Origin of the sequence: Luteolibacter ambystomatis (assembly GCF_018137965.1) — a bacterium.
Lineage (GTDB): Bacteria > Verrucomicrobiota > Verrucomicrobiia > Verrucomicrobiales > Akkermansiaceae > Luteolibacter > Luteolibacter ambystomatis.
The window spans coordinates 4,513,796-4,536,539 of record NZ_CP073100.1 but is presented as its reverse complement, the minus strand read 5'-3'; the positions used below and the strand labels follow the sequence as shown (position 1 = coordinate 4,536,539).

Below are 22,744 nucleotides of genomic sequence, written 5' to 3'. Positions count from 1 at the left end.
GGTGGCTGACTCATTGCTACAACCATGAACACGAACGAACACAACAATACCCGCGAACGACCTAGTCACGTACCGGACGACCGCACCATCGCCCCCGAGCTCGCCTTCGATGGCGAATGGGACGCGGATGCCGTCGCCGGACTCATCCGCTCCAAGTGCGGCCACGAGGAGACGCCCGCATTCCTTTTTGTTGGAAAAAAGGAAGCCGGGCTTCTCCGCGAACACCTTGGCGAAGTCTTCGGCGCGGATTCCGTGACCACCCTCCGGGATACCTACTACATGGGGCTGGAGGTCATCGAACTGGACTGCGAGAGCTTCCTCAGCACCGCAGGCCGGAAGACCCATCGCCTCCTGCAGGATCCGATCTCACGCCGTCCCGCCTGGCGCGACCAGGACGGCGACTCCGGATGGAGATTCCACACCTGACCTGATACGGCGGCCTTCCCAAAACAGGAATCGGCACGCCACTGATAGATCCCCTTCCCTCCCGCGTAGAAGCCAGTGCAACCCGGCACGGGACCATTCTTCCCGGGTGGCCACCGCTCGACGTCGATCCGGCGCCGGGCGACGGCGGCCCAGGGTATCCGCAGCCGAGCCGGGATTGCCTGCCATTGGATTTGCTTTGACCGATTTTGGGCCGTTTATCCCCCGTTTCGGTCCAATTTTGGCCCATTCCTTTGCGTGGCGTTGCGTTGTGCGCCACGGCTGCCTCTTATGGACTCGTCATGTCCGTGATGACTCATACCTCACACGCCGGGCTCGCCGCCTGGGTTGAAGAAGTGGCCGCGCTCTGCACCCCGGATGCCATCGAGTGGTGCGACGGTTCCCAGGCCGAATGGGACCGCCTCACGCAGCTCATGGTGGAGAAGGGCACGCTCATCCGCCTCGATCCCGCGAAGCGCCCCAACAGTTTCCTCGCCCGCTCCACGCCCTCCGATGTCGCCCGCGTGGAGGACCGCACGTTCATCTGCACCCGCCGTCCCGAGCAGGCCGGACCGACGAACAACTGGATGCATCCGGACGAGATGAAGAAAATCCTCACGGAGAAATTCCGCGGCGCCATGAAGGGACGCACGATGTACGTCATCCCCTTCTGCATGGGCCCGCTCGATTCGCCGCTGGCGAAGATCGGCGTCGAGATCAGCGACAGCCCCTACGTCGTGATCAACATGCGGATCATGACGAACATGGGCAGACACGTGCTCGAGCGCCTCGAACAGGAAGCGTCCGGCGCACTGCCCAGCAAGCGCGATGGCCACGGCCGCTTCGTCCCCTGCCTCCACTCCGTCGGCGCGCCGCTGGAGCCCGGCCAGGCCGATGTCCCGTGGCCGTGCAACGAGGAGAAATACATCTCCCACTTTCCCTACACCCGCGAGATCTGGTCCTACGGCTCCGGCTACGGCGGCAATGCCCTGCTCGGCAAGAAGTGCCTCGCCCTGCGCATCGCCTCGAACATTGCGCGCGAGCACAACTGGCTCGCGGAGCACATGCTCATCCTCGGCCTGGAGTCACCGGAAGGCGTGAAGACCTACGTCACCGCCGCCTTCCCCTCCGCCTGCGGCAAGACCAACCTCGCCATGATCGTCCCGCCGAAGTCCTACAGCGACGCCGGCTGGAAGACCACCATCGTGGGCGATGACATCGCCTGGCTGTGGCCGCACGAGGACGGCCGCCTCCACGCCATCAATCCGGAGACCGGCTACTTCGGCGTCGCCCCCGGTACTTCCTACGACACCAATCCGATCGCGATGGAGTCGATGAAGGCCAACACCATCTTCACCAACGTCGCCCTCACCGATGATGGCGATGTGTGGTGGGAAGGCCTCACCAAGGAAGCGCCCGCCCACGCCATCGACTGGCAGGGCAAGGACTGGACGCCCGCCAGCGGCACCAAGGCCGCGCACCCGAACGCGCGCTTCACCGCGCCCGCCAGCCAGTGCCCCACCATCGATCCGGAGTGGCAGAATCCGGAAGGCGTGCCCATCTCCGCCATCGTCTTCGGCGGCCGCCGCCCGGATACCATGCCGCTCGTCTATCAGGCCTTCAACTGGTCGCACGGCGTCTACATCGGTGCCACCATGGGCTCCGAGGTCACCGCCGCCGCCATCGGGCTGAAGCCCGGCGTCCGCCGCGATCCCATGGCCATGCTCCCCTTCACCGGCTACAGCATGGCGGACTACTTCCACCACTGGCTGGACATGCGCCGCCATGTCACCCACCTGCCGCGCTTCTTCCACGTGAACTGGTTCCGCAAGGACGAGGACGGCAAGTTCCTCTGGCCCGGCTACGGCGAGAACATGCGCGTCCTCGAGTGGATCGTGAAGCGCTGCGTCGGCCAGATCCCCGGCCACGAAACCCAGATCGGCTGGACCCCCGAGTACGAGAACTTCAATATCGAGGGCCTCGAATCCTTCACCCGCGAGCGCTTCGAAAAGTGCATGGCCTTCAAGGCCGATGAATGGCGCGCCGAGATCCTCTCCCAGGGCGAGCTCTTCCTGAAGCTCTACGACTACCTGCCGAAGGAGATCGTTTTCCAGCGCGAGCTCCTCGCCGCCCGCCTCGCGTAGCCTGATCCACTTCGTCCCCTCGAAGCCGCGGAGGAAGATTCTGTGGCCTCGTGCATCATCGTTTTCCAGGAGTAGGAGGCGTCCGTCCGTTCCGCCGTCAAACGCGGAGCGGGCGGACGACTTGTTTCAAGGAGTTGAGGCTTCAGCCGAGGAGGGTCTTCCGTGGGGGCGGAGTCTCCAGAGCCCTCTATCCATCGATTCCCGATCCATCTCCGCGCACGTAGTTCCTCCTTCAGGAGGGCGCTGCGAGCTCCGCGTAACTGTGACCTCACCTATTCTCGCTCAGGCGTCCGCCATCTGACAGACCCTGTCACGCAACAATATCTACGCACATACGTCATTGTGGAAATGAGTTAAACAACATCATCTTTCCGCATGTTTTCCCAGATTCCCCTGTTGGCCCTTCTCGTCCTCGGTCCGGTGGGGATTTTTGCAGCCATCGTCCTCACTCTGACTCGCAAATATCAGAAGGAGTGGCGCAAGCCTTTCCTTAAAATGGCAAAGCCAGCGGGCTGCTGGCTGCAATCGCAGGCCGACCTCCAGATAGAGCACCTCATGATTGCCACCGTGGGTATGGTGACCTCGCCTTTGGTGCCGTGGGCTTTGTGGAAGGGACCTCAGGACACGATCGGTCTTGCCATCATTGGCATTGCAGCCACCGCTTTCTGGATCTGGCGGGCCATCAAAGCCGGGCTCGCGTATCGCCAGATCCGCCTCGGTCTCCTCGGCGAGCAACTCGTCGGCCAGGTCCTCGACCGGCTCTCTTCCGACCGCATCCGCGTCTTCCATGACTATCAGGTGACCGAGCCCGGCAAGAAGCCATGGAACATCGACCACGTCGTGCTCACGCCCTCCGGCCTCTTCGCCTTGGAAACCAAAACCCGCCGCATGCCCCACCGCTATTCCAAAGAAGACCCGTCCCACAAGGTGCGCTTCGATGGCAAGCGCCTCGTCTTTCCCGCCCCTCTGAAGCCGGACTACTCCAGCCTGCGCCAAGCTGCCCGTTCCTCGGAAAAGCTCTCCGCCATCCTCACCCAAGCCACCGCCGTCGAAACGAAGGCGCTTCCCATGCTGGTGCTGCCCGGTTGGTCCGTCGAACGCCGCGCGGTCGGCGATGTCACCATCTTGAACGAGGAATCGCTGCCCAAATACTTTTCCCATCACGGCAGCGCGTTCGAACAACGCCAGTTCGAACGGATCGAGCGGCACTTGCAGGAAGCCTGCAAACTTGTTTGTTGAGCTCTCCTCTCCGAATCCAATTCAATTACCGGTGCTCCGTTTCTGTTGTGCGTGCTCCTGAAATACCGGAATAACCGCTGAGCATCTCCCGACGATCGATCTGAAGCGCCGCCTGTTTCATGAAGTTCCACCGTGCGACCTTCTTGGCCTCTTCTTCGTAAAGAACCTGCTCAGGTTCGGCGGGCTTGCTAGGAAGGATGGGGAATTGGAAGCTCTCGGAATGCGCCGGAAAGTTGGAGCGGAATGCAGCGAGATTACCGCCGGTCACTTTTCCGGATGGCCATCGGAAGAAGCCGTGCGATTCTTCATGCCGATGGTCGACGTGTTCACGCCCGAAAAGCGCTCAGAGGTCATGTCCCGCATCCGTAGTGGCAATACCAAGCCGGAACTAATCGTCCGCACCCTGCTGCACAAGCACGGCTACCGCTTCACCGTGAACGGTCCTCTCAACCATCGACTCCCCGGCCGCCCGGATTTGGTGCTGCCGAAGTACCACACCGTAGTCTTTGTCCACGGCTGCTTCTGGCATGGCCATGAGAACTGCGGGGACTTCCGCCTACCCAAAAGCCGCACCGATTGGTGGACCACAAAGATCATCGGCAACAAAGCCCGCGATCTTCGCAACGAAACCGCTCTCCGGAACCTTGGCTGGCATGTCGTCACTATCTGGGCCTGTGCGGTGAAGACGAAAGTGGGACGGGGGTGGCTGGCAAAACAGCTGGAGCGATTGATCGGTTGAATGTTCTCCGTTCGCGCTGCCATCGTTTATTCTAGAGTGTTGTATTCGTCTCGAATTTGCCAGTGCTGGCTAATTTTATCGCGAATTTCTGCTTCGGTGAATTTGGAGGGCGCACATTTATCCGCCCAAACCCGACCTGGGTGAAGGGTATCCCAAGAGGGGCGTTTTCCCGCATGCCTCCCGCTGCCTGGGTCGTGGTTGCCGAACCCATCGACCACCGAGTTCCAAATCGGGCGGAACCGCTGGATGAGTAAGGATTCCCCCAATGGAATCCAAATGTCATCCACCACTAGAAACCGGCACCAAAAATCTCCGATGTCGAGATTTGTAGCTTGCTCGATCGATTTTCGATGCTCTTCCAAACGGAAAAAAAGAGAAGTGCCTCTAGCCGAGATTTCAGGATCGACGGCACCTTTCCGCCCACCTGTGGGAATGGCTTTCCCAATGTATATCGGTAAATTCAAACCGTCAGGGGCAGAGTTTGCCTCACCGAGGGGGGCATACGCTTCAAATTTCCCAGTGTAGTAAATCGCGTATACCCCAGCCCCTTGGAAGCGGGAGATGCTGCCAAGAGGAACTGTGGCTTGTTGGATGAGAGACGAGGCAACGCTCTTTCCTAGATTCTCTTTCTCAAGAGGATTGTAGGGTTTCACTGTCCGAGGCTTTAACCTTTTGTCTTACTTGTCGAGACAGCGCTTTGGCAACCGATCGGCCGACGATTTCCGCCAGTTTGACCGGTACCGCGTTGCCTAGTTGGCGCATTGCTTCCGTCCAACTGCCAAGAAATTTGTAATCGTCAGGAAATGTTTGTACGCGAGCGCTTTCTCGCACCGTTAGATAGCGCACGGAGCCATCCGGAAAGAGAATCATATTTTCACCACCTGGTACGCCGTGGGCACCGGCCTTAAGGGCCTTCGCTGGGCGGTCAAGAGGGCTGCCTGTGTGCCCTGGGTAAGGCTTCGCTCCTGATTGAAATACGTGGTTTGCCCATTTTGAAGCTTTCTTGGATGAAGGGTCGGGCAAATCGCCGATTGCCTTCGAAAGTGGTATCCAACGCGAAGGGTCGTTGTAGGCCGGCATCGGAAATGACCAGTCCGTCTCGATATCGGAGCGGAAGCCCACAAAAAACACCCGGTTCCGTTGCTGTGGCACGCCGTAGTCGGCTGCATTTGCAAGGTGTAAGTGCACACGGTAGCGTAAATCTCCGCAGGAACTACCGACGGTTTCCTTATGCCGCTCCAAGCGAGCGAGGTTCTGGTCCCAACTAATGTTCTGCGAGATCGGAAATGTTGGGAACTCCATTTGCAAACGAATGTACTCCACATAGTTCGAAAATGCCGGACGGAGCAAGCCACGAACGTTTTCAAAGATGAACGCTTTGGGCTGAGCTTCGGCGACCGCGCGGATCGCCTGAGGGAACATGTCTCGCGAGTCGTTCATGCCCGCCGCTTTGCCTCCCATTGAAAACGGCTGGCAGGGAGGCCCTCCTGCGACCAAATCAACACCCAGATACTGGGTGAAATCGACCTGGCGCACATCTCCTCGAGTTATCTTGGTTCCTCGAAGGGAGGCGTGGCCCATGCGCTGATTGTATAAGAGGGTCTCTACCGCGCTGGGGTTCCATTCATACAATGCTCGGTGCTGGAATCCCGCAGCGTGAAGCCCCAACGCCAGACCGCCAGCACCCGAAAAAAGTTCAATAGATTGGAATTTTTTCACAGGTTCATTTGAACATATTTTGACGCAGGTGTCAAATTGACTAGGAGCTAACAAGCATTGAAATCCCTAGAGTGCTTTGGAGAGGCAGGATTCAAGCAAGAAGACTCACGGGCTTCACTCGTGGTACTCTTGGATGCTCTTCACGGTGAGCTCCCGGGTCTTCAGCGCGCGGATGGCTTCGACGGAGGCCTCCGCCGCGGCCATGTTGGTGGCGTGGGAGATCTTCATGGAGATCGCGCCGGCGCGGATCTTGATCTCGTCCTCGCGGCTTTCGTGGCTGCTGGGGGAGTTGATCACGAACTGCACGTCGCCGTTCTTCATGGCGTCGATCACTGTCGGTCGGGCGCCTTCGGAGAGCTTGTAGAGGCGGTGGCAGGGCAGGCCTTCCGCGATGAGGCGGGCCTGGGTGCCGCCGGTGGAGTAGATCTCGAAGCCGAGCTCGATCAGGCCGCGGGCGATCTCCAGGGCGCGGTCCTTGTCGCGGTCGTTCACGGAGAGGAAGACATTGCCCTTGGTCGGCAGCGGGTTGAAGGCGCTGATCTGGGATTTGGCGTAGGCCATGCCGCGATCTTCGTCGATGCCCATGACCTCGCCGGTGGAGCGCATTTCCGGGCCGAGCACGATGTCGATGCCGGGGAAGCGGTTCCATGGGAAGACGGCTTCCTTCACCGAGTAGTGCGGCGGGATGATGGTCTCGGTGAATCCGAGCTCGGCCAGCGTCTTGCCGACCATGATCTTGGCAGCGAGCTTGGCGAGAGAGACGCCGATGGCCTTCGAGACGAAGGGCACGGTGCGGGAGGCGCGGGGATTGACCTCGATGACGTAGAGTTCGTCGTCCTTCACGGCGAACTGGATGTTCATCAGGCCCTTCACGTTCAGCTCGCGGGCGAGGTCCTTGGCGGCCTGGGTGATCTCGGCCTTGATCTTCTCGGAGAGCGAGAAGGCGGGGATCACGCAGGCGGAGTCACCGGAGTGGATGCCGGCCTGCTCGATGTGCTGCATGATCGCGCCGACGACGGCCTGCTGGCCGTCACTGATGCAATCGACGTCGATTTCGGTCGCGCCATCGAGGAAGCGGTCGACGAGGACCGGGCGTTCCGGGGAGGCGGTGACGGCCTCGCGCATGTAGCGGCGCAGCTCGTCTTCCGAGTAAACGATCATCATGGCGCGGCCGCCGAGCACGAAGGACGGGCGGACGAGCACCGGGTAGCCGATGCGGTCGGCGGCCTCGATGGCTTCCTCCTCGTTGGTGGCGGTGCCGGCATCGGCCTGCTTCAGGCCGATGCGGTCGAGCAGCGCGGAGAAGTGCTTGCGGTCCTCGGCGAGCTCGATGCTTTCCGGGCTGGTGCCGATGATTGGCACCCCGTGGCGCTTCAGGTCCGCGGCGAGGTTCAGAGGCGTCTGGCCGCCGAACTGGACGATCACGCCGTCCGGCTGCTCCTGGTCGCAGATGTTCAGCACGTCCTCGAGCGTGAGCGGTTCGAAGAACAGCTTGTCCGAGGTATCGTAGTCGGTGGAGACGGTCTCGGGGTTCGAGTTCACCATGATGGTCTCGTAGCCGAGGTCCTTCAGGGCGAAGGCGGCGTGGACGCAGCAGTAGTCGAACTCGATGCCCTGGCCGATGCGGTTCGGACCGCCGCCGAGGATGATGATCTTCTTCTTGTCCGAGGCGCGGGCCTCGTTCTCATCGCCGTAGGTGGAGTAGTAGTAGGGCGTGTAGGCCTCGAACTCCGCGGCGCAGGTGTCCACCAGGCGGTAGGTGGGGATGATCTTCCGGGCCTTGCGCTCGGCGCGGATCGTGTCCTCGGTCGGGATGTCGGCCACGGCCGGTTCCGGCTCGGCGCGCGGCGGAGCACCGGCGGGCTGGTCGGTTTCGCCGTGGATGGAAACGTTGTGGATCGCCTGCGAGTGGGCGCGGGCCTTGGCGATCTGGCGGTCGGAGAAGCCGAGCTTCTTCGCGCGCTTCAGGTCGAGGTTGGCGAGGTCCTTGCCCTCCTCGGCGATCTGCTGGAGGTGGCCCAGGAACCACGGGTCGATCGCGGTGAGTTCGAAGATCTCCTCCAGCGTGAAGCCGTTCACGAAAGCGGTCTGGAGCCAGAAGATGCGCTCGGCGTTCGGCACGCGCAGCTTGCGCTCGATGTCCTCGCGGGTCACGCCATGCGGCTCCTTGCTGTCGAAGCCGAAGCCCCAGCGGCCGGTTTCCAGCGAGCGCAGCGCCTTCTGCATGGACTCCTTGAAGGTGCGACCGATCGACATCGCCTCGCCGACGGACTTCATCGCGGTGGTGAGCACCGGATTGGCCTTCGGGAACTTTTCGAAAGTGAAGCGCGGCACCTTGGTCACCACGTAGTCGATGGTCGGCTCGAAGGAGGCCGGGGTCTCGCGGGTGATGTCGTTGCGGATCTCATCGAGCGTGTAGCCCACGGCCAGCTTCGCGGCGATCTTGGCGATCGGGAAGCCGGTGGCCTTCGAGGCCAGCGCGGACGAGCGGGACACGCGCGGGTTCATCTCGATCACGATCATGCGGCCGGTCTTCGGATCGGTGGCGAACTGGATGTTCGAGCCGCCGGTTTCCACGCCGATCTCGCGGATCACCGCGAAGGAGGCGTCGCGCATGATCTGGTACTCGCGGTCGGTGAGGGTCTGGATCGGGGCCACGGTGATCGAGTCACCGGTGTGGACGCCCATCGGATCGAGGTTCTCGATCGAACAGATGACCACGCAGTTGTCGGCGCGGTCGCGCATGACCTCCATTTCGAATTCCTTCCAGCCGAGCAGGGACTCCTCGATGAGGATCTCGGACACCGGGGAGAGGTCGATGCCGGAGAAGGCGATTTCCTCGAACTCCTCACGGTTGTAGGCGATGCCGCCGCCGGTGCCGCCCAGGGTGAAGGCGGGGCGGATGATCAGCGGGAAGCGACCGATCTTCGTGGCCACCTCGCGGGCCTCTTCCATGGAGTGGGCCACGCCGGACTCCGGCACATCGAGCCCGATCTTGAGCATGGCTTCCTTGAATCGGAAGCGGTCCTCGCCCTTGTCGATCGCATCGGCGTTCGCGCCGATCATCTTCACGTTGTGCTTGTCCAGCACGCCGGACTTGAAGAGCGACATCGAGGTGTTGAGGGCCGTCTGGCCGCCGAGGGTCGGCAGCAGCGCATCCGGCTTCTCGCGGGCGATGATCTTCTCGACGACTTCCGGCGTGATCGGCTCGATGTAGGTCCGGTGGGCGAACTCCGGATCAGTCATGATCGTGGCCGGATTCGAGTTCACCAGCACCACGGTGTAGCCTTCCTCGCGCAGCGCCTTGCAGGCCTGGACACCGGAGTAGTCGAATTCGCAGCCCTGTCCGATGACGATGGGGCCGGAACCGATGACGAGAATTTTGCGGATCGAGGTGTCTTTTGGCATGGCGGGAAGCAGGCGTGCGGACCGGTTAGGGCGCGCAAGGTCTAAATTTCGAGGGGTTTGGCATCCCCGCCCCCGCTTGTAAAGGGTTGGATGTTTGGAATTTCGTCACGGCGGCGGCGGGAGCCTCCGGGATCGGCCGGAACCATCGGAAAAACGGCGGCATCCGGCCCGGGCTCGCCCTGCTACGCAGCCGCACCGGACGAAGAAAGTTTCCCGGAATCGTGAAACAAGGGCAGGAGGAATCGTATTTCTTTATTGCGAGGAAACCTCAAACCCCATTCCGCCGTGAACCACCGTTCCGCTGTCTTGCTAGCCATCCTTCTTCAAACGAGTCCCGGCCTCGCGGCCGAGCCCGTGGACGCTCCCACCATCGGGCAAGCCCCCTCCGGCGGGATGGAACCTCTCCTGACCCGGGTGACCATTCCGAACCTGGATTTCAAGGAAACCTCGTTCGAAGACGCGCTGGCCTTTCTGAGAGCAAAGGTCAACGAGGCTGGCGAAGGCACGGAAAAGGTCAATTTCGTGGTGGAGGACTCCGAGGGGAAGCTCAAGGACCGGCAGGTGACTTGGCTGAGACTCCGGAACGTGTCCGCAAGGACGGCGCTGCGGTATCTGGCACCGATGTATGGCGCGCGCATCCGCTACGACGCCCACGCGGTCGTCATTTCGCCGCTATCTGGTGGTGAAGATACCATGGCCGGAGCGAGCGGGCGCCAGCAGCGGGCGGACGCCGCCTTGGAGAAGGTCCGTGAAACCCAGATCTCCAAAGTCACCATTCCCACCGTCGATTTCAATGAAGCCACCCTGCAGGATGCGCTGGAATACCTTTCCACCCGCGCCGATGTGGCAACGAAGGACGGGGCGAAGGTGGATTTCGCGGTGGCCGACCAAGCCGCCCTGTCCCGGCAGATCAAGTGGCTGCGTTTGAAGAACGTGCCCCTCTCCACGGCGATCCGATGCACCCTGCGCCAGTGCGGCTTCGAGCCGCGCTACGACGAGCAGGCGATCGCCTGCGTGCCGCTGGGTCCGGATGTGGACAACCGCACGGAACAGGAACGGATGTTGGAGGAAGCCGCCACCCGCAGCCGCGAGGCGAAGCTGGCACAGGTGGTCATCCCAAAGGTGCATCTGGACGACGCCTCTCTCGAAGAAGCGCTCACGTTTCTGGCGAACCGCATCCATGAGAAAGCCGGAGACAAGCTCACGGTCAATTTCGTCATCGACGATCCCGGCGCCGCCTTGGCGGCCAGGCGCATCCACAATCTCCAACTTCGCGAAATCCCGGCCCGCGACGCGCTCGCCTATCTGTTGGGGCAATGCAGCGCGACAGCCCGCTACGATCCTCACATGATCGTGATCACCCCGGCAAAAACCGCCACGACCTCCATCGGGACGCCTGAGTGAGCCGGTGCAAGGCGTTCCCGGTCACCACCGCTGCATGCCGGGGGGCACCCAGCCTTTTTTCATCCGGCTGATGGATCCAGATCCGGAAGGAAGCCGCTCCACCGGCTCAACGGCGACCACGGCCGGCTCCGGATCCGGGACGGGAGGCGCGGGGGCAAGCTGTTGGAACCGCATGCGCAGCATCGAGGCCGGCGCGGGCCCTGTCACTTGGTCCACACGTTTGCCGTTCCGGAAATAGCGGATGTCCGGCACGCCGCGTATGTCTTCCTGTTTCGCCAGCTTCGGGAAGCGCTCGACATCGACGCGCGCGATCTCCACCCGTCCGGAAAACTCCAGAGCCACGCCTTCCAACTCCCGCTGGACCATCCGGCTCGGGCCGTCTCCCTCCCGGTGGAAAAGTACCACCGCCAGTTTGTCCGGCGTGGAAGTGACCGAACGGAATTCCGCTTCCGAAAGGTCGCGGGCCGTCACTGGCGTGAATTCCACCGGTCCGGCAGCCGGTTTCTTTTCGCGCGCCGGAGGAGAGAATCTGCCCGTCAAGGAGGCCAGCGAGCCCTTGAACCCGTCCAGCAACCCGGGGTGGGAAGCCGCAGCAGCCGGTTTTCCAAGCGCCGCCCCACCGGCGGCCTTCCTCGCGTCGAGGACGAACATCGTGGTCATCCAAAGGCCACCCGTCACCCCCGCCAGACTACCGATCAACATCGGCACGGCCGCAAACCGCGCCAACCATCCCTTGAGGGGGATGCCCGCCAACGTGGCGGTACCGGTTTTCAAAATGCGCAAGGAGCGCACCAGGAAGTAAATGGCAGCCGCGGCACCCAGTGCCGGGCCTAGCAATGCAGCGTTCATTCCGGGGGGGAGTTGGCCGAAAAACTACCCGGAATTTAGGAAAAACAAAATATACGTGATCGCGGAGAGATGACTCAGCGCTTTTCCATGCCTGGTGGCACCCAGTCCTTTGTCATGCGCGTCATCGAGCCGCCGCCGGAGGACCCCTTGGACGGGGCCGGAGCGACCGGAGCCTTCAGCCCGACGGTGTGTTGCTGAAACAGGGTCCGCACCGCGTAGTCCGGTCGATAACCGGTGAAGCGCCCCACCTCCTTGCCGTCCCGGTAAAAACGCACGTCCGGAATGCTGGAAACCCCCAACCGTCCGGCAAGGTTACGGCAATTATCGACGTTGAAGCGCCCCACCTCGGAGACGCCGGGAAAGCTGTCAGCCACCTCGGCCATCACCGGCTTCAATTTCTGACAGGGACCGCACCAGTTGGCGTGGAACACCACCACCGAGAGCTTGTTCGGATCCTTTGTGAAACTGTCGAACTCCTTTTCCGCGAGTTCGCGAGGTGGATTCGATCCGGGAATGGCAGGGGCTGCCGGTGGGTTCTTGCGGATGACTTCCGCCTCCCTGGCGAGGATGGAACGGAATTCCGACGTCATGATGAGCTTCCCATCGCTACAATCATCCACCCGGGAGCCTTCCCGGAAAAGTTCGAATCGAATGGTTCCCGGAGTGTATGAGGTGGCCAGGGTCTTGCTGAGGCGACCGTCGATCCTTCCCACCGACACCACATCTGAAAAATCCCTGGCGACCTTGAGGAACTCTTCCGCAGCAAGCCGCTCTTTGGTCTGGGCCGCGGTTTCCGGGCCATTGAGGTCATAGACCAGCATCAGATTCAGCCGACCTTTCTGGCGGATGAAAGCGGGGAACTCCTCCTCCGTGATGTCTTTCACTTCCAATGGAGGGAGCGCTGCCTTGGTGCTCGCCGCCCTGCCCAGAGCCTTCTTCGCCGCATCGCAGCCGGGCAAAGCCAGCAGCATGGCCGGAAGCAGGATCAGGAAAAGCACGCGCGAACGGTTCATCGGGCGCGCATCGTCTCCCGGATCATCCGTCAGGAAAAGCCGGAAAATCCGACATCCCTGACATCTTACAGATAGGGAATCAGGGCTCGCGAAACACCACCCGGTAAAAGCGTTTCACCCCGCTCCGCGCCGTGTCGATGGCGAGATCGTAGCCATCCGCGCTGACCGTGACCGGCGTTTCCGCCCATGGTCCCGCCAGGGTATCCGAACTTTGAAGAACGAAGGCACCACTGGCAATGACCCGGTTGAGGCGGAGATGCGCGGTGGTCGGGTCCACCGAGGTGATTGTGAGTTTCAGCCGGGAATTGCGGTCCTTCGGATCGAAGCCGAACAGCATTTCCTGCAGGTTGGTGAGTCCGTCGCCATCCGGATCGGCGGCCTTCAGCGCATCGGCTCCCGCCAAGCCATGCGAAGCAACCCAGGCCACGAACGGATCGGGCAGGCTGAAGGTGATGGTGATTGCGGAGTTCGAGGTCGCGCCGTAGTCCACGGCCGTCTCCAGAGTGGTGCCGCTGTTGTTCACGAAGGTGACCGGTGGCGTGCCGGTACGGGAACCACCGTAGGACACCAGCACGTGGGGAACATCCAGCTCCGGCACCGCCGCCGCCGTCACCGTGATGCCACCACCGGTGCGCGAATAGTTCCCGGAAAGCGTGAGCCGGGGCGTGGCCGGGATCCCGGGCGTGAGCAGCAACTGGCCGCCGCTCTGGGTCAGCGATGCGATGGCCGGCGTGCCGCCGTCGAAACCGAGCCCGCCATTGGTCAAGGTCAGGGGCAAGGCGCTGTTCAGGCTGCCGGTGAGCAGCAGCGTGGCCGCGCCCGATTTCGTGAACTTCACGTTCGAACCCAGCCCGCCCGCGAAGGTGGCGTCTGTGGTCTGGGTCACCGTCAAAGCGGAGGAAGAGCCGCTGCCACCGATCGTGCCGGTGGTGCCAAAGAGGTTGCCAATGGTGGAAGCGGCATTGCCCAACGAGACGGTGGGAGTGCCGCCGTCCAGGGTCAGGCTGGCGGTGGACTTCGTCCACGGCTGGGCAAGATTCAGCACGGAGGGAGAACCCGTCATGACCACGCCTGCCAGCGAATTGATGCCGCTGGCGATGTTGTTGATCAACTGGCCGCGGGTACCGATGGTGACGGTGCCGGTGCCGAGCGCATTGGCAGCATTGGCACGCAGACCCGCGTAGTCGTCACCCGAGGACACGGTCATGTCCACCAGCCAGTTTCCTGAGAAGGAATTGTTCGCGGAGGCGACGGAGACCGTACGCACGTAGGTGCCTCCGCCCGGGGAAGTTGGGCTGTAGACATGGATCGTGCCATTGCCGGTGATCGCACCGGTGAGATTGGCGCTGTTGTCGTAGCTGCCGGCACTGGTGATCAGCGAGGTGTTGCCAGAATTTGCGATGGAGGCGGAAACCGTGCTGAGGATGCTGCCAAGGGAGGCCGTGAAGCGGATGGCGCCCCCATCCTGTAGCGTGAGGGGCGGCAGGTTGTAGCTTGGCGTGATCTGCGTCCCGCCATTGTTACGCTGCAGATCCAGAATGCCGCCGTTCTGGATGCGCAGGGTTTTTCCAATCAGGGCCTGGCTGCTGGAATTCGGATCATTCGATGAAACGGTATGGGCCACCGCGTAGTCGAGGCCCGTGCCCTGGGTGCCGCTTGTGGGGGCGGCGGTGTTGTTGGTCCAAGTGGTGGCCACGTTCCACGCGCTGCTGGCGATGGAGGTGATGTGGTCATCGATGGTGAGCGTGGCGTTGGAAGGCGTGCCGATGGTGTAGCTGGGATCCTCCTGGAGCGTGGCGATGACTGTGACGTTCGCTCCCGGCACCGAAGTAGCGAGCGGATCCACACCCACCGAAGCGGACAGCACGCCGTCCGCCATCGTCACGCTGGCAGGCAGGGCCGTGTAGTCCGTGCCCGCGACCGCCGTGCCACTTGCGGCAATCGGTATGGTCACCGCGCCGATCGGATGATTCCGGGAAATGACGAAGGCTCCGGAAATCAATCCGGATCGTGAAGGCGTGCCTGTCGCCGTGATCCTCGCCACCGGCAGAGGCGGTGTCTGCACGCTGAAAGTCACCGCTGGCGAGGTGGCGATGTATCCCCAATCCCCATAGGGTGCCCGCGCCGCAATCGTATGGCTGCCGGGATAGAACCACGGAACCGCCAGTGCATAGGGCGAATCCGCCAGCGTGCCCACCGTGGTCGTTCCATCAAGGAACGTCAGCGAATCGACACCTCCGTTCGTAACGGATGCCGTGAGTCCCACATTGAGCGCGGGCACCGAAGCGGCAGCGGCCGGCGATGTCACCGTCACCAGCGGAGGATCGACGCCCTGTTGGTAGAGCGATTCGATCTGGTCTCCCGAGAAGGTCGCTCCATAGACCCGCACGTCATCCAGCGATCCCTTGAAGTAATGCGAGCTGTTGTCCCGGCCGAAGTAGAGCGTGGAACCGAAGGACGTGCTACTATAAGTCCCGTTGGTCGTGGCGCTCTGCAAGCCATCCGGCGTGCGCAGGTGGACCGTCACCGAGTTCGGTGACACGGTCATCGCCGCCAGGCACCAGACGCCATCCGGCAGGGTGAGCGGCGTGGCCGGGGAGGTCTTGTAGCCCGCGCCATTCCACCGAAACTGGAGGTCGTTCGAAGGGCCGATACACAGGCCGCTGCCGGAGGAACTGGTGCCGCTGTACACCACACCCGCCTGCGCGGCCTGGGAACCATTGCGCTTCACCCACGTGGTGAGGGTCAGCACGTTGGTATTGTAGCTCGGCGTCCCGGCGCTGGTGCGGCCGTTGGTGCCATTGTAGGCCGTGCCCTTTCCGGTCACGGAGGTGGCTCCGGTCTGATTCACCGTCACGGTGCTGTGGCTGCCATTGGTACGGCCGGAGATCGCATTCGCCGCGGTTGTGCCGCTGGTTTCATCCAGCTTCCACCAGTCGATCGGTGAAAGTTCGCCCACCGGCGACATCGCCACATAGCCCAGCGCGGTGCGGCCGGTGGAATCCGTGATGCGGTAGCTGAAGGTATCAGTACCGGATTCGTAGCCGGATGCCGGTGTGTAGAGAATCTGGTCACGTCCATTCGGTCCGGTGCCCACCGAGCGCGTGAGGGTGCTGCCTCGCGGCGAGAGTTCATCAAAGGACAGCAGGCTCACCGCATCGCCGTTCGAGTCCGAGTCGTTGTTGAGCACGTCGACGGTGATCGGAGATCCCGGCAGAAAGATCGCGCGATCCATGTTCGCCCGCGGCGGCAGCGGAAAGGGATACGGCCCGAGATCATCCAGACTCGAAACCTTGGAATTCCGGTGGGAGATAATCTTCGCAAGCTCCGAACTGGAGAAACGGGACAGGCTGTTGTCCGACATGATGGTCGGCCCTTCCGGCTTGCCGCCCCCTTCATAGTGGCTCGAGCCCCAGTTGTGCCCGGCCTCGTGACGCCAGATCACGTAGAAGTCGCCATTCGAATCCGCGCCATTCGCCGAGTAGCGGCTGCTCGTCGCGATGGTTCCCACGTAGGCCAGTCCCCCGCCCGCCCCGGGCCGGGCCACCAGCGCGATGTCATGCGTGCTGCCAACAGTCGAATTGATGGTCGTGTTCCATTGGTCGCGGACATGGGGCAGCAGGGCGCCGGTATCGCCGCCGTCCGGTTCGTAAGGGTCCTGCGGTTGGTTCGCACGGATCACCACCCGGCCCAGTTTCATCAGGATCGCCGCATCCCTCAGATAAATGTAGTCCGTGGAGATGAGGCAGAACTCGATCATGTCCAGTGTCGCCACCGGATCGGAACCGCAGGCGAGATACTCGCGGTAGGTGGCATCCACCCCCACCTCCGCGCCACGCACCGTGGAGCCCGCGCCACCGGTGCCCACCACCGTGGTCGGCCACGCCGGAGTCCAGTTCGTGCTGCCGCGCACCGAGGCGGTGCCGCCGTAGCTGATCCACTCCAGGCCGTTCTCGAAACTAATCCGCGTATAGACCGTTCCATTCGCCCGGACCAGAGCCGCCGCCACCGCGCCGGGATAACCGTCCACGGTGCCGAGGTAGGTGCGCGGTACATCCGCCGCCGCCTCGGAGAAGGAACCGTCGGACTGCTGGACCAGCACCTTGAAGTTGGAGCTGCGCACCGGGTGCAGCGTGAAGTTCGCCGTCACGGAACCGGACGACGTGCTGATGGTACGGGTGAACGTCGCCGGGGGCGGCGTCTGGGCATTTGCGATGCCCCCCAGCAGGGCGGCAAATGACATGAGCAAACGCGCGACGGAAAGGAGTGCGGGTGGGTTTTGCATCCGGAGGGGAAACCGTGAAGCCAGGCGGGGGTTTTGGAGAACACCCGGCTTTCCGATTGAACCGTCATGCCCTATTCCAAAACCGTCGGATTGCCAGTCCCGTTTTGCCTATCTCTCTGCCCAATCCGCTTGGGCAGAGACGCTTACAATAGCCGACGCCGCGGCTCCCCTTGCCGTTTCAAGTCACGACAGCCTCAGTTTCTTGTGGGAACCATCGCAGAGCGGAGCGCAGTCCGTTTTCTTGCACTGGCACCACCAGACGGTGGTCTTGTCGTTCACCTCGAATTTCACCGGTTGGAGCCCGGTGCCCTTGTGGGAGCCATCACAGAACGGCGGATGGCTCGACCGGCCGCAGGCGCACCACCAATGGACGCCTGCTTCGACTTCCAGTCCGATCGGCTTCGTATCGCAGACGACGGGTTCTTCGGCCATGACCGGCATCCTGCCAGCAATGGCCGGAACGATCAATGCGCGAGCTTCGACTCGTCCGCCACGGCCTCTTGACGGGCGGCCACGGGAGCCTCCCGTTCCTCGCCCAGCGAGATCATCGCGCTGTCGCGGGAGGCCGGAGCCTGGCGCTGGGCGGACACCGGAACGGAGCCCTTGCCGAGCGTCGGGTAATCCTTGGGAGAAACATCACGGACATAAGTGATCGTCAGCCAGGCCGCGAAAAGGGCGGCCGACGCACAGACAAATGCGGTCGCTTTCATTCAGGAGATCAAGGAGCAGCGGAAGCAGCCGCCGGGGACCTGCGGGTTATAAACGACTTGCGCCCGGTTGCAAAGGAAAATTCCCCGCCGGATCAGCTTCCGTGGCGACCCAGCACTTTCGGCGCGCTGGCCGAGCCAAAACGATCGAGAGCGGTGACCGCCACCGCGTCCGCCGCTGGGATGGTGATGCCGTTTCCGGAAGCCGGGGCGATTTTGATCATCTTCCATTGGCTGCCATAGCGGGCCTGGATGGCGACCTTGGCGGTGTTCGGATCGGAAAGCACCCAGCGGACGAAAGTGCCATTGCCATTGGTCTGGGCACTCACGCCGGGAGAGGCCGGAGCGCGGCTGCTCACCCACGGCATCGGCGGCACGGCGGCGGGCTGGGTGTAGGTATTGGCAAGCTGGGTGGCGATGCCGCCGCGATTGGTGACGATGCTCTTCGCGCTCCACTGGATGTTCCCCACGTAGTTGCGGCCGATGCTGCGGCTGAGCTGGATCTGATTGATGATTTCCGATGCCGGGCGGCCCGGGTCCTCCGAGCTGTTGATGCGGGCCGTCGCGATGCCCGGCCAGACCGGGCGGCTGCCCTGCTGCCGCCACCAGGAAAGGAGCGAGGAAAAGCTCTGCTTGGCCGGGGCATTCCGCCAGTAGAGCTGCGGCGCGAGGTAGTCCACCCAGCCATTGGCGAGCCACTTGCGCGAGTCGCAGGCGAGGTTTTCATAGCTGTCCAGGCCGGCCTCGATGCCCGCCGGAACGCCCGGACGCCAGATGCCGAAGGGGCTGATGCCCACACGCACCCACGGCTTCTGCTGTTTCACCGCGGAGTAGAGGTTGTTCACGAAGCCATCGACATAAGCGCGGCGTTCGGCCGGGGTCTTGCCATCGCGGAAGACCGCGCCACCGGACGGATAGGGATAGAAATAGTCGTCCATGTGGACGCCATCGACATCGTAGCGCTTCACCACATCCAGGATCACCCCGGTGGCGCGGCCGCGGGTTTCCGGCAGCGCCGGGTCGCACCATTTCATGGAGCCGTAGGGCTTCACCATCCGCGGATTGGCGCAGGTCACGTGGCTGCTGCTGCACGTAATGGTGTTGCTGGAAATCGCACGGAAGGGATTGAACCACGCGTGGACCTCGATGCCGCGGGCATGGGCCTCGCGGATGCAGAAGGCCAGCGGATCATAGCCCGGCGAGGACCCCATGGTGCCGGTGAGCCACGGACTCCACGGCTCGATGGACGATTGATAGACGGCATCGCAATGCGGGCGGACCTGGAAGACCACGGCGTTCATGTTGAGCGCCGCCATCTTGTCGAGGATGCCACGGAGCTCGGCCTGTTGCTGGGCCGCACCGAGACCCCGCGAACTGGGCCAGTCGAGATTATAGATGCAGGCCACCCAGGCACCGCGGAACTCGCGGGTGATCGCCGGCGGCCGGTCCGCGATCGGCGCGAAGGCCTGCGAAAATGCCGGAAGCGTGGAGAGCAATCCGAGGACCGGGAGGAGCAGACGGCGCATCATGGCCCGCATCATGGACGCGATTGCACGACCCGGCAAGCAAGGGAGTCTAACAATCAGGAAATCCCAAGCATGGATTGGGTGCGATGCGTTCTCCGTACGTAGTTCCTCCTTCAGGAGGGCTGGGTTGAGATCGACGTCATGTGGATGCGCCCCGGTTTCCAAAGCATTCATTGAGGAATCCAAGGTCTGGTAGCTCTGAGATCTGGTGTGACCCACCCCGCCCTCCTGAAGGAGGAACTACGCACGAAGAAAGACGCCTCAACTCCCCTCCTTACCCGCATCCTCATCCAGCAGTTTCTTCATCATCGGGGCGAAGCGGTGGTAGAAAAGCCCCAGCAGCAGCAGCGCCAGCCCCAGTGCAACAAACGACACCACCCGCATGAAGGTGGTGAAGTCCCACACATCCGACACGAACAGCTTGAGCAGGGCCAAGGCGAGCAGGATGAAGCCGGTCTTCCGCGAGGTGATGCGGTCCAGCACCAGACCGAGCGTCACCAGGCCGAAGCCGCTGACCGTCCACAGCACGACCACCGATTTCCAACCGAACTCATCCACGGCGATGCGGGTGCTCCAAAGCGTGAAGAGTCCGCACGCCAGCCATGGCAGGGATTTTTCCAACAGCGGCTTGAACGGGCTGCCGGGCTTCGTGGCCGGTGTGACCAATGCGATGCCCGCCATCAGCAGGACCAGCGCCACACCTTCGAACAGATACCCATGAAGACGCGTGTGCTCGCCGAAGACACACACATACAGATACGCGAGCAGTGAAGCCAGCGTCCATCCCCACGCGTCCACCGTGGCGGTCTGCTTGCGATACCATGCCAGCGCGAAGGCCGCGGCGGCGGACACCGCCATCAGGTCGATGAAGCCGCGCGGCACCGCATACAGCAGCGCCGCCGCCCACGCGACGAACAACGTGGCGCGTGAGATCACCACCTGAGGCAGTGTGGATGCCTGATCGCGCTTCCAACTCGAAAGCCAGCTCATGGCGAACGCGGCCACCGCGGGCGTGAAGGACATCGCCTTCGACACGCCCTCCTGATGGCGGAGGATCGCATCCCACACGATGCACAACGCGCCGATATTCAGGAATGGCGCGGTGATTTCCAGACGCACCGACCTGGTCCCGCGCGCCAGGGCCACCAGCACCACCGCACCAACGGCGAGCGGCGCAACTTGCAAGGCGGACAACGGCTGCCACTGATCCAGCAGCTTCCAAAGCAGCACCGGCGCCAACAGCGAGTGCAGCCACGCAAAGGCCTGCGGCGATTCCGCCGGATCGGTGGTCAGCCACAAATCGGACTCCGGCACGGTCTTCGGCCGATGCCACAACACGCATGCCCCGAGGACCGAGGCCAATGCAATCGCGCTGCCTGTTTCCGTGCCATCCAAGCGGGCATATGGCACCGCCATCAGGCCAAAGATTCCCGAAGCCCATGCCACCTCGGGCAGCCAGCGCCGACGGTCCACCAGCAGCGATAGCGCAACGCAGACCACGGAAAGGCCACAGGTCACCGGCAGCTTCCACGTGTCGCCCAGACGAGCAACCCAACCGTAGATCAAAAGGCCCACCGCGGAATAAAAGAGGATCGCGGTTCCCACCCGCGCCTCCGTTTTTCCTTCCGCACGGAACCGCAGTACCAACGCCGCCGCCAGAACCACCAACGCCGTGAGCGCGCCGCTCCACAGCGGCACCGTGGGATCGCCGGTCTCCTTGAGGTAGATCTCGAATAGAAACGCACCCATCCCCGCCAGCAGGGAGAAGATGAATTCCGGCGCTTTTCTGAAGCGGTGATACGCGATCGCCAACGCCAGCGATTCCCCGGCCATGGCAAGCGGAAGATGGTAGCCATCGAACTTCAGCACCACCGCGAGGCTCAGTGAAGCGAGACCTTGAATCACATTCGAAGCCGCCGCCGTGTCCTCCCGTTTCCGACCGATCACTCCCATGAGCAGCAGCACCGCACCGAACACCGCGGGCACTTTCCAAAAGCCCTGCGACCCGTAGTGGTTGAGCCACAGCAGCGAGAAGGTCAGGAAAAACAGCGCGTTGTTCGCCGCCGTGAAGATCGCACGACCTCGGTCACCGAGCGATTCGCGGAAGCGACCAAGCATGCCCGGAATCGCGAAGATCGCCCAGCTTCCCGGCAGGAACCACAGGCTCGCGCGTTCATCGCCATGACCCGCGCCCGCCGCACCGAGAATCTGCCAGCCGCCGAAAGCCGCATAGGTGCCGACCAGCGAAGCGATGCCGGGTCCGCCCCATCCCGGCCGCAACATCAGCGCGATGCCCATGACCGCCAGGAACAGGTTCGAGAGAGAAGACAACCAATCGAGCGGCTGGATCATCGTCGCGTAGGACGCCAGGATGATTCCCATCACCGCCGTCGCCCGTGATTGACGCAGCCATGACACCGCCGCGATCAATCCCGCGGCGCCGAGCAGCAGCACCGCCGCCACCACCGGATTCTCAATGACGCGGACACGCGCCACGTGATGCGCCGCATAGGTACAGTAGTAGAAAAACGCCAGACCACCCGCGATCAGCACCTCGCCGTAGCGTTTGTATTCTTCTTTCTTCGCCAGCCACCATCCGGAGCCGCCGATCAGGAATGAGCACAGGTACATCATGCCCAGCCGCACGCCGGGTGGCAGGCGGTGGATCCAATTGTGATACGCCCAGTTCGCCCCCAGCACGAGGCCGGTCAGCAACAACACGATACCGATCCGCACCAGCCACACCCGGCCGAGCTGTTGCTCGAAGGCTTCTGCCTTCGGCATCGGTGGAGGCACCTGCGCTGCTGTTGCTGCCGCGGTGGCCTGCGGACGTGGCGAAGGCGAAACAGCCACTTGGATGCCCGCCGGTTTTTCAGAAACCACCGGCACGGTCGCCACGGATGGCAGCGGCGGCGGTCCCGCCGATTGCTTCGCTTCCTGGAGGTGCTTGAGGAGCGGTGCCTGTGGTTCCAACACCGGAACCGTGACCGGCGGGAGCTCTTCCCCCTTGGGTTGCATCCTCACCTGCTGCTCCAGAACATCGAGATCCGTCTTCAGCTTGATGATCGCCTCCCAGTGCTTTCCTTCAAGCACCTCCAGGCGCTTCCGAATGCCATCGATAGCTGCGGCCAGTTCAGCGGTGCGGGAAGATTCGTTCATGGAAGGCGATGGGAATGGAGGAACCAATGGCAACCCTAACACAAATCCTCCGCCGTCAGCCAATCGAATGAGCGGTACCATTCATTGGGAAAATCGATGGATGAAGATTTAGTCCGCAGGTCGCCTCAT

General features: G+C 62.6%; 16 protein-coding genes. 5 read left to right on the top strand and 11 right to left on the bottom strand.

The window, feature by feature from the left end; genetic code table 11:
• Window positions 1-24: 24 nt before the first annotated feature.
• The 3 genes from KBB96_RS17505 (at window position 25) to KBB96_RS17495 (ending at window position 3,806) form a co-directional block, all read left to right on the top strand.
• Entirely contained in the window at window positions 25-426 is a 402-nt protein-coding gene (locus KBB96_RS17505) for a hypothetical protein (RefSeq protein WP_211630783.1), read from the top strand.
• A gap of 299 nt (window positions 427-725) precedes the next feature.
• Window positions 726-2,567 (top strand): phosphoenolpyruvate carboxykinase (GTP), encoded by a 1,842-nt coding sequence (locus tag KBB96_RS17500; RefSeq protein WP_226373576.1) that lies wholly within the window; start codon window positions 726-728, stop codon window positions 2,565-2,567.
• Window positions 2,568-2,942: 375 nt separating this feature from the next.
• A complete protein-coding gene (locus tag KBB96_RS17495) occupies window positions 2,943-3,806 on the top strand; it encodes a nuclease-related domain-containing protein (protein WP_211630782.1) in 864 nt (287 codons plus the stop codon).
• Window positions 3,807-3,831: 25 nt separating this feature from the next.
• Here the strand turns inward: KBB96_RS17495 and KBB96_RS17490 are convergent, their stop codons facing one another.
• Window positions 3,832-4,074, bottom strand: coding sequence for a hypothetical protein (locus KBB96_RS17490; protein WP_211630781.1), 243 nt, complete (start codon window positions 4,072-4,074; stop codon window positions 3,832-3,834).
• A 39-nt stretch (window positions 4,075-4,113) separates the two neighbouring features.
• On the opposite strand from KBB96_RS17490, the gene KBB96_RS17485 reads away from it, so the two are divergent.
• On the top strand, window positions 4,114-4,545 hold the full coding sequence (locus KBB96_RS17485) for a very short patch repair endonuclease (RefSeq protein ID WP_226373575.1): 432 nt from the start codon (window positions 4,114-4,116) through the stop codon (window positions 4,543-4,545).
• 26 nt (window positions 4,546-4,571) lie between these two features.
• Here the strand turns inward: KBB96_RS17485 and KBB96_RS17480 are convergent, their stop codons facing one another.
• From KBB96_RS17480 to carB, 3 genes are all read right to left on the bottom strand, one after another.
• Window positions 4,572-5,198, bottom strand: a complete 627-nt coding sequence (locus KBB96_RS17480; RefSeq protein WP_211630780.1) for an Eco29kI family restriction endonuclease — start codon at window positions 5,196-5,198, stop codon at window positions 4,572-4,574.
• Window positions 5,176-6,264, bottom strand: coding sequence for a DNA cytosine methyltransferase (locus KBB96_RS17475; RefSeq protein ID WP_226373574.1), 1,089 nt, complete (start codon window positions 6,262-6,264; stop codon window positions 5,176-5,178). Before KBB96_RS17475 ends, KBB96_RS17480 begins: the two co-directional genes overlap by 23 nt.
• A 114-nt stretch (window positions 6,265-6,378) precedes the next feature.
• The gene (gene carB, locus KBB96_RS17470) at window positions 6,379-9,672 is read right to left on the bottom strand and encodes a carbamoyl-phosphate synthase large subunit (protein ID WP_211630779.1); all 3,294 of its coding nucleotides are present in this window, start codon (window positions 9,670-9,672) and stop codon (window positions 6,379-6,381) included.
• Window positions 9,673-10,065: 393 nt separating this feature from the next.
• Here carB and KBB96_RS17465 point away from each other — a divergent pair, with 393 nt between their 5' ends.
• Window positions 10,066-11,076: a hypothetical protein gene (locus tag KBB96_RS17465; protein ID WP_211630778.1), complete on the top strand. Its 1,011-nt coding sequence runs from the start codon at window positions 10,066-10,068 to the stop codon at window positions 11,074-11,076.
• Between the two features lie 21 nt (window positions 11,077-11,097).
• Here the strand turns inward: KBB96_RS17465 and KBB96_RS17460 are convergent, their stop codons facing one another.
• From KBB96_RS17460 to KBB96_RS17430, 7 genes are all read right to left on the bottom strand, one after another.
• Window positions 11,098-11,925, bottom strand: a complete 828-nt coding sequence (locus tag KBB96_RS17460) for a thioredoxin family protein (RefSeq protein WP_211630777.1) — start codon at window positions 11,923-11,925, stop codon at window positions 11,098-11,100.
• Between the two features lie 74 nt (window positions 11,926-11,999).
• The gene (locus KBB96_RS17455; RefSeq protein ID WP_211630776.1) at window positions 12,000-12,938 is read right to left on the bottom strand and encodes a thioredoxin family protein; all 939 of its coding nucleotides are present in this window, start codon (window positions 12,936-12,938) and stop codon (window positions 12,000-12,002) included.
• Window positions 12,939-13,017: 79 nt separating this feature from the next.
• Window positions 13,018-17,181, bottom strand: a complete 4,164-nt coding sequence (locus KBB96_RS17450) for a LamG-like jellyroll fold domain-containing protein (protein ID WP_211630775.1) — start codon at window positions 17,179-17,181, stop codon at window positions 13,018-13,020.
• A 225-nt stretch (window positions 17,182-17,406) separates the two neighbouring features.
• On the bottom strand, window positions 17,407-17,655 hold the full coding sequence (locus KBB96_RS17445) for a CDGSH iron-sulfur domain-containing protein (RefSeq protein WP_211630774.1): 249 nt from the start codon (window positions 17,653-17,655) through the stop codon (window positions 17,407-17,409).
• Window positions 17,656-17,687: 32 nt separating this feature from the next.
• On the bottom strand, window positions 17,688-17,933 hold the full coding sequence (locus tag KBB96_RS17440) for a hypothetical protein (protein ID WP_211630773.1): 246 nt from the start codon (window positions 17,931-17,933) through the stop codon (window positions 17,688-17,690).
• 92 nt (window positions 17,934-18,025) lie between these two features.
• On the bottom strand, window positions 18,026-19,459 hold the full coding sequence (locus KBB96_RS17435) for a glycoside hydrolase family 10-like protein (protein WP_226373573.1): 1,434 nt from the start codon (window positions 19,457-19,459) through the stop codon (window positions 18,026-18,028).
• A gap of 258 nt (window positions 19,460-19,717) precedes the next feature.
• Complete coding sequence (locus KBB96_RS17430) at window positions 19,718-22,615, bottom strand: DUF2339 domain-containing protein (RefSeq protein ID WP_211630772.1); 2,898 nt, start codon at window positions 22,613-22,615, stop codon at window positions 19,718-19,720.
• Between the last annotated feature and the right edge of the window lie 129 nt (window positions 22,616-22,744).

Coding starts and splice junctions, on each gene's coding strand:
- KBB96_RS17505 (WP_211630783.1), top strand. CDS start 25: ATGAACACGAACGAACACAACAATACCCGCGAACGACCTAGTCACGTA.
- KBB96_RS17500 (WP_226373576.1), top strand. CDS start 726: ATGTCCGTGATGACTCATACCTCACACGCCGGGCTCGCCGCCTGGGTT.
- KBB96_RS17495 (WP_211630782.1), top strand. CDS start 2,943: ATGTTTTCCCAGATTCCCCTGTTGGCCCTTCTCGTCCTCGGTCCGGTG.
- KBB96_RS17485 (WP_226373575.1), top strand. CDS start 4,114: ATGCCGATGGTCGACGTGTTCACGCCCGAAAAGCGCTCAGAGGTCATG.
- carB (WP_211630779.1), bottom strand. CDS start 9,672: ATGCCAAAAGACACCTCGATCCGCAAAATTCTCGTCATCGGTTCCGGC.
- KBB96_RS17465 (WP_211630778.1), top strand. CDS start 10,066: ATGGAACCTCTCCTGACCCGGGTGACCATTCCGAACCTGGATTTCAAG.
- KBB96_RS17460 (WP_211630777.1), bottom strand. CDS start 11,925: ATGAACGCTGCATTGCTAGGCCCGGCACTGGGTGCCGCGGCTGCCATT.
- KBB96_RS17455 (WP_211630776.1), bottom strand. CDS start 12,938: ATGAACCGTTCGCGCGTGCTTTTCCTGATCCTGCTTCCGGCCATGCTG.
- KBB96_RS17450 (WP_211630775.1), bottom strand. CDS start 17,181: ATGTCATTTGCCGCCCTGCTGGGGGGCATCGCAAATGCCCAGACGCCG.
- KBB96_RS17445 (WP_211630774.1), bottom strand. CDS start 17,655: ATGGCCGAAGAACCCGTCGTCTGCGATACGAAGCCGATCGGACTGGAA.
- KBB96_RS17440 (WP_211630773.1), bottom strand. CDS start 17,933: ATGAAAGCGACCGCATTTGTCTGTGCGTCGGCCGCCCTTTTCGCGGCC.
- KBB96_RS17435 (WP_226373573.1), bottom strand. CDS start 19,459: ATGATGCGCCGTCTGCTCCTCCCGGTCCTCGGATTGCTCTCCACGCTT.
- KBB96_RS17430 (WP_211630772.1), bottom strand. CDS start 22,615: ATGAACGAATCTTCCCGCACCGCTGAACTGGCCGCAGCTATCGATGGC.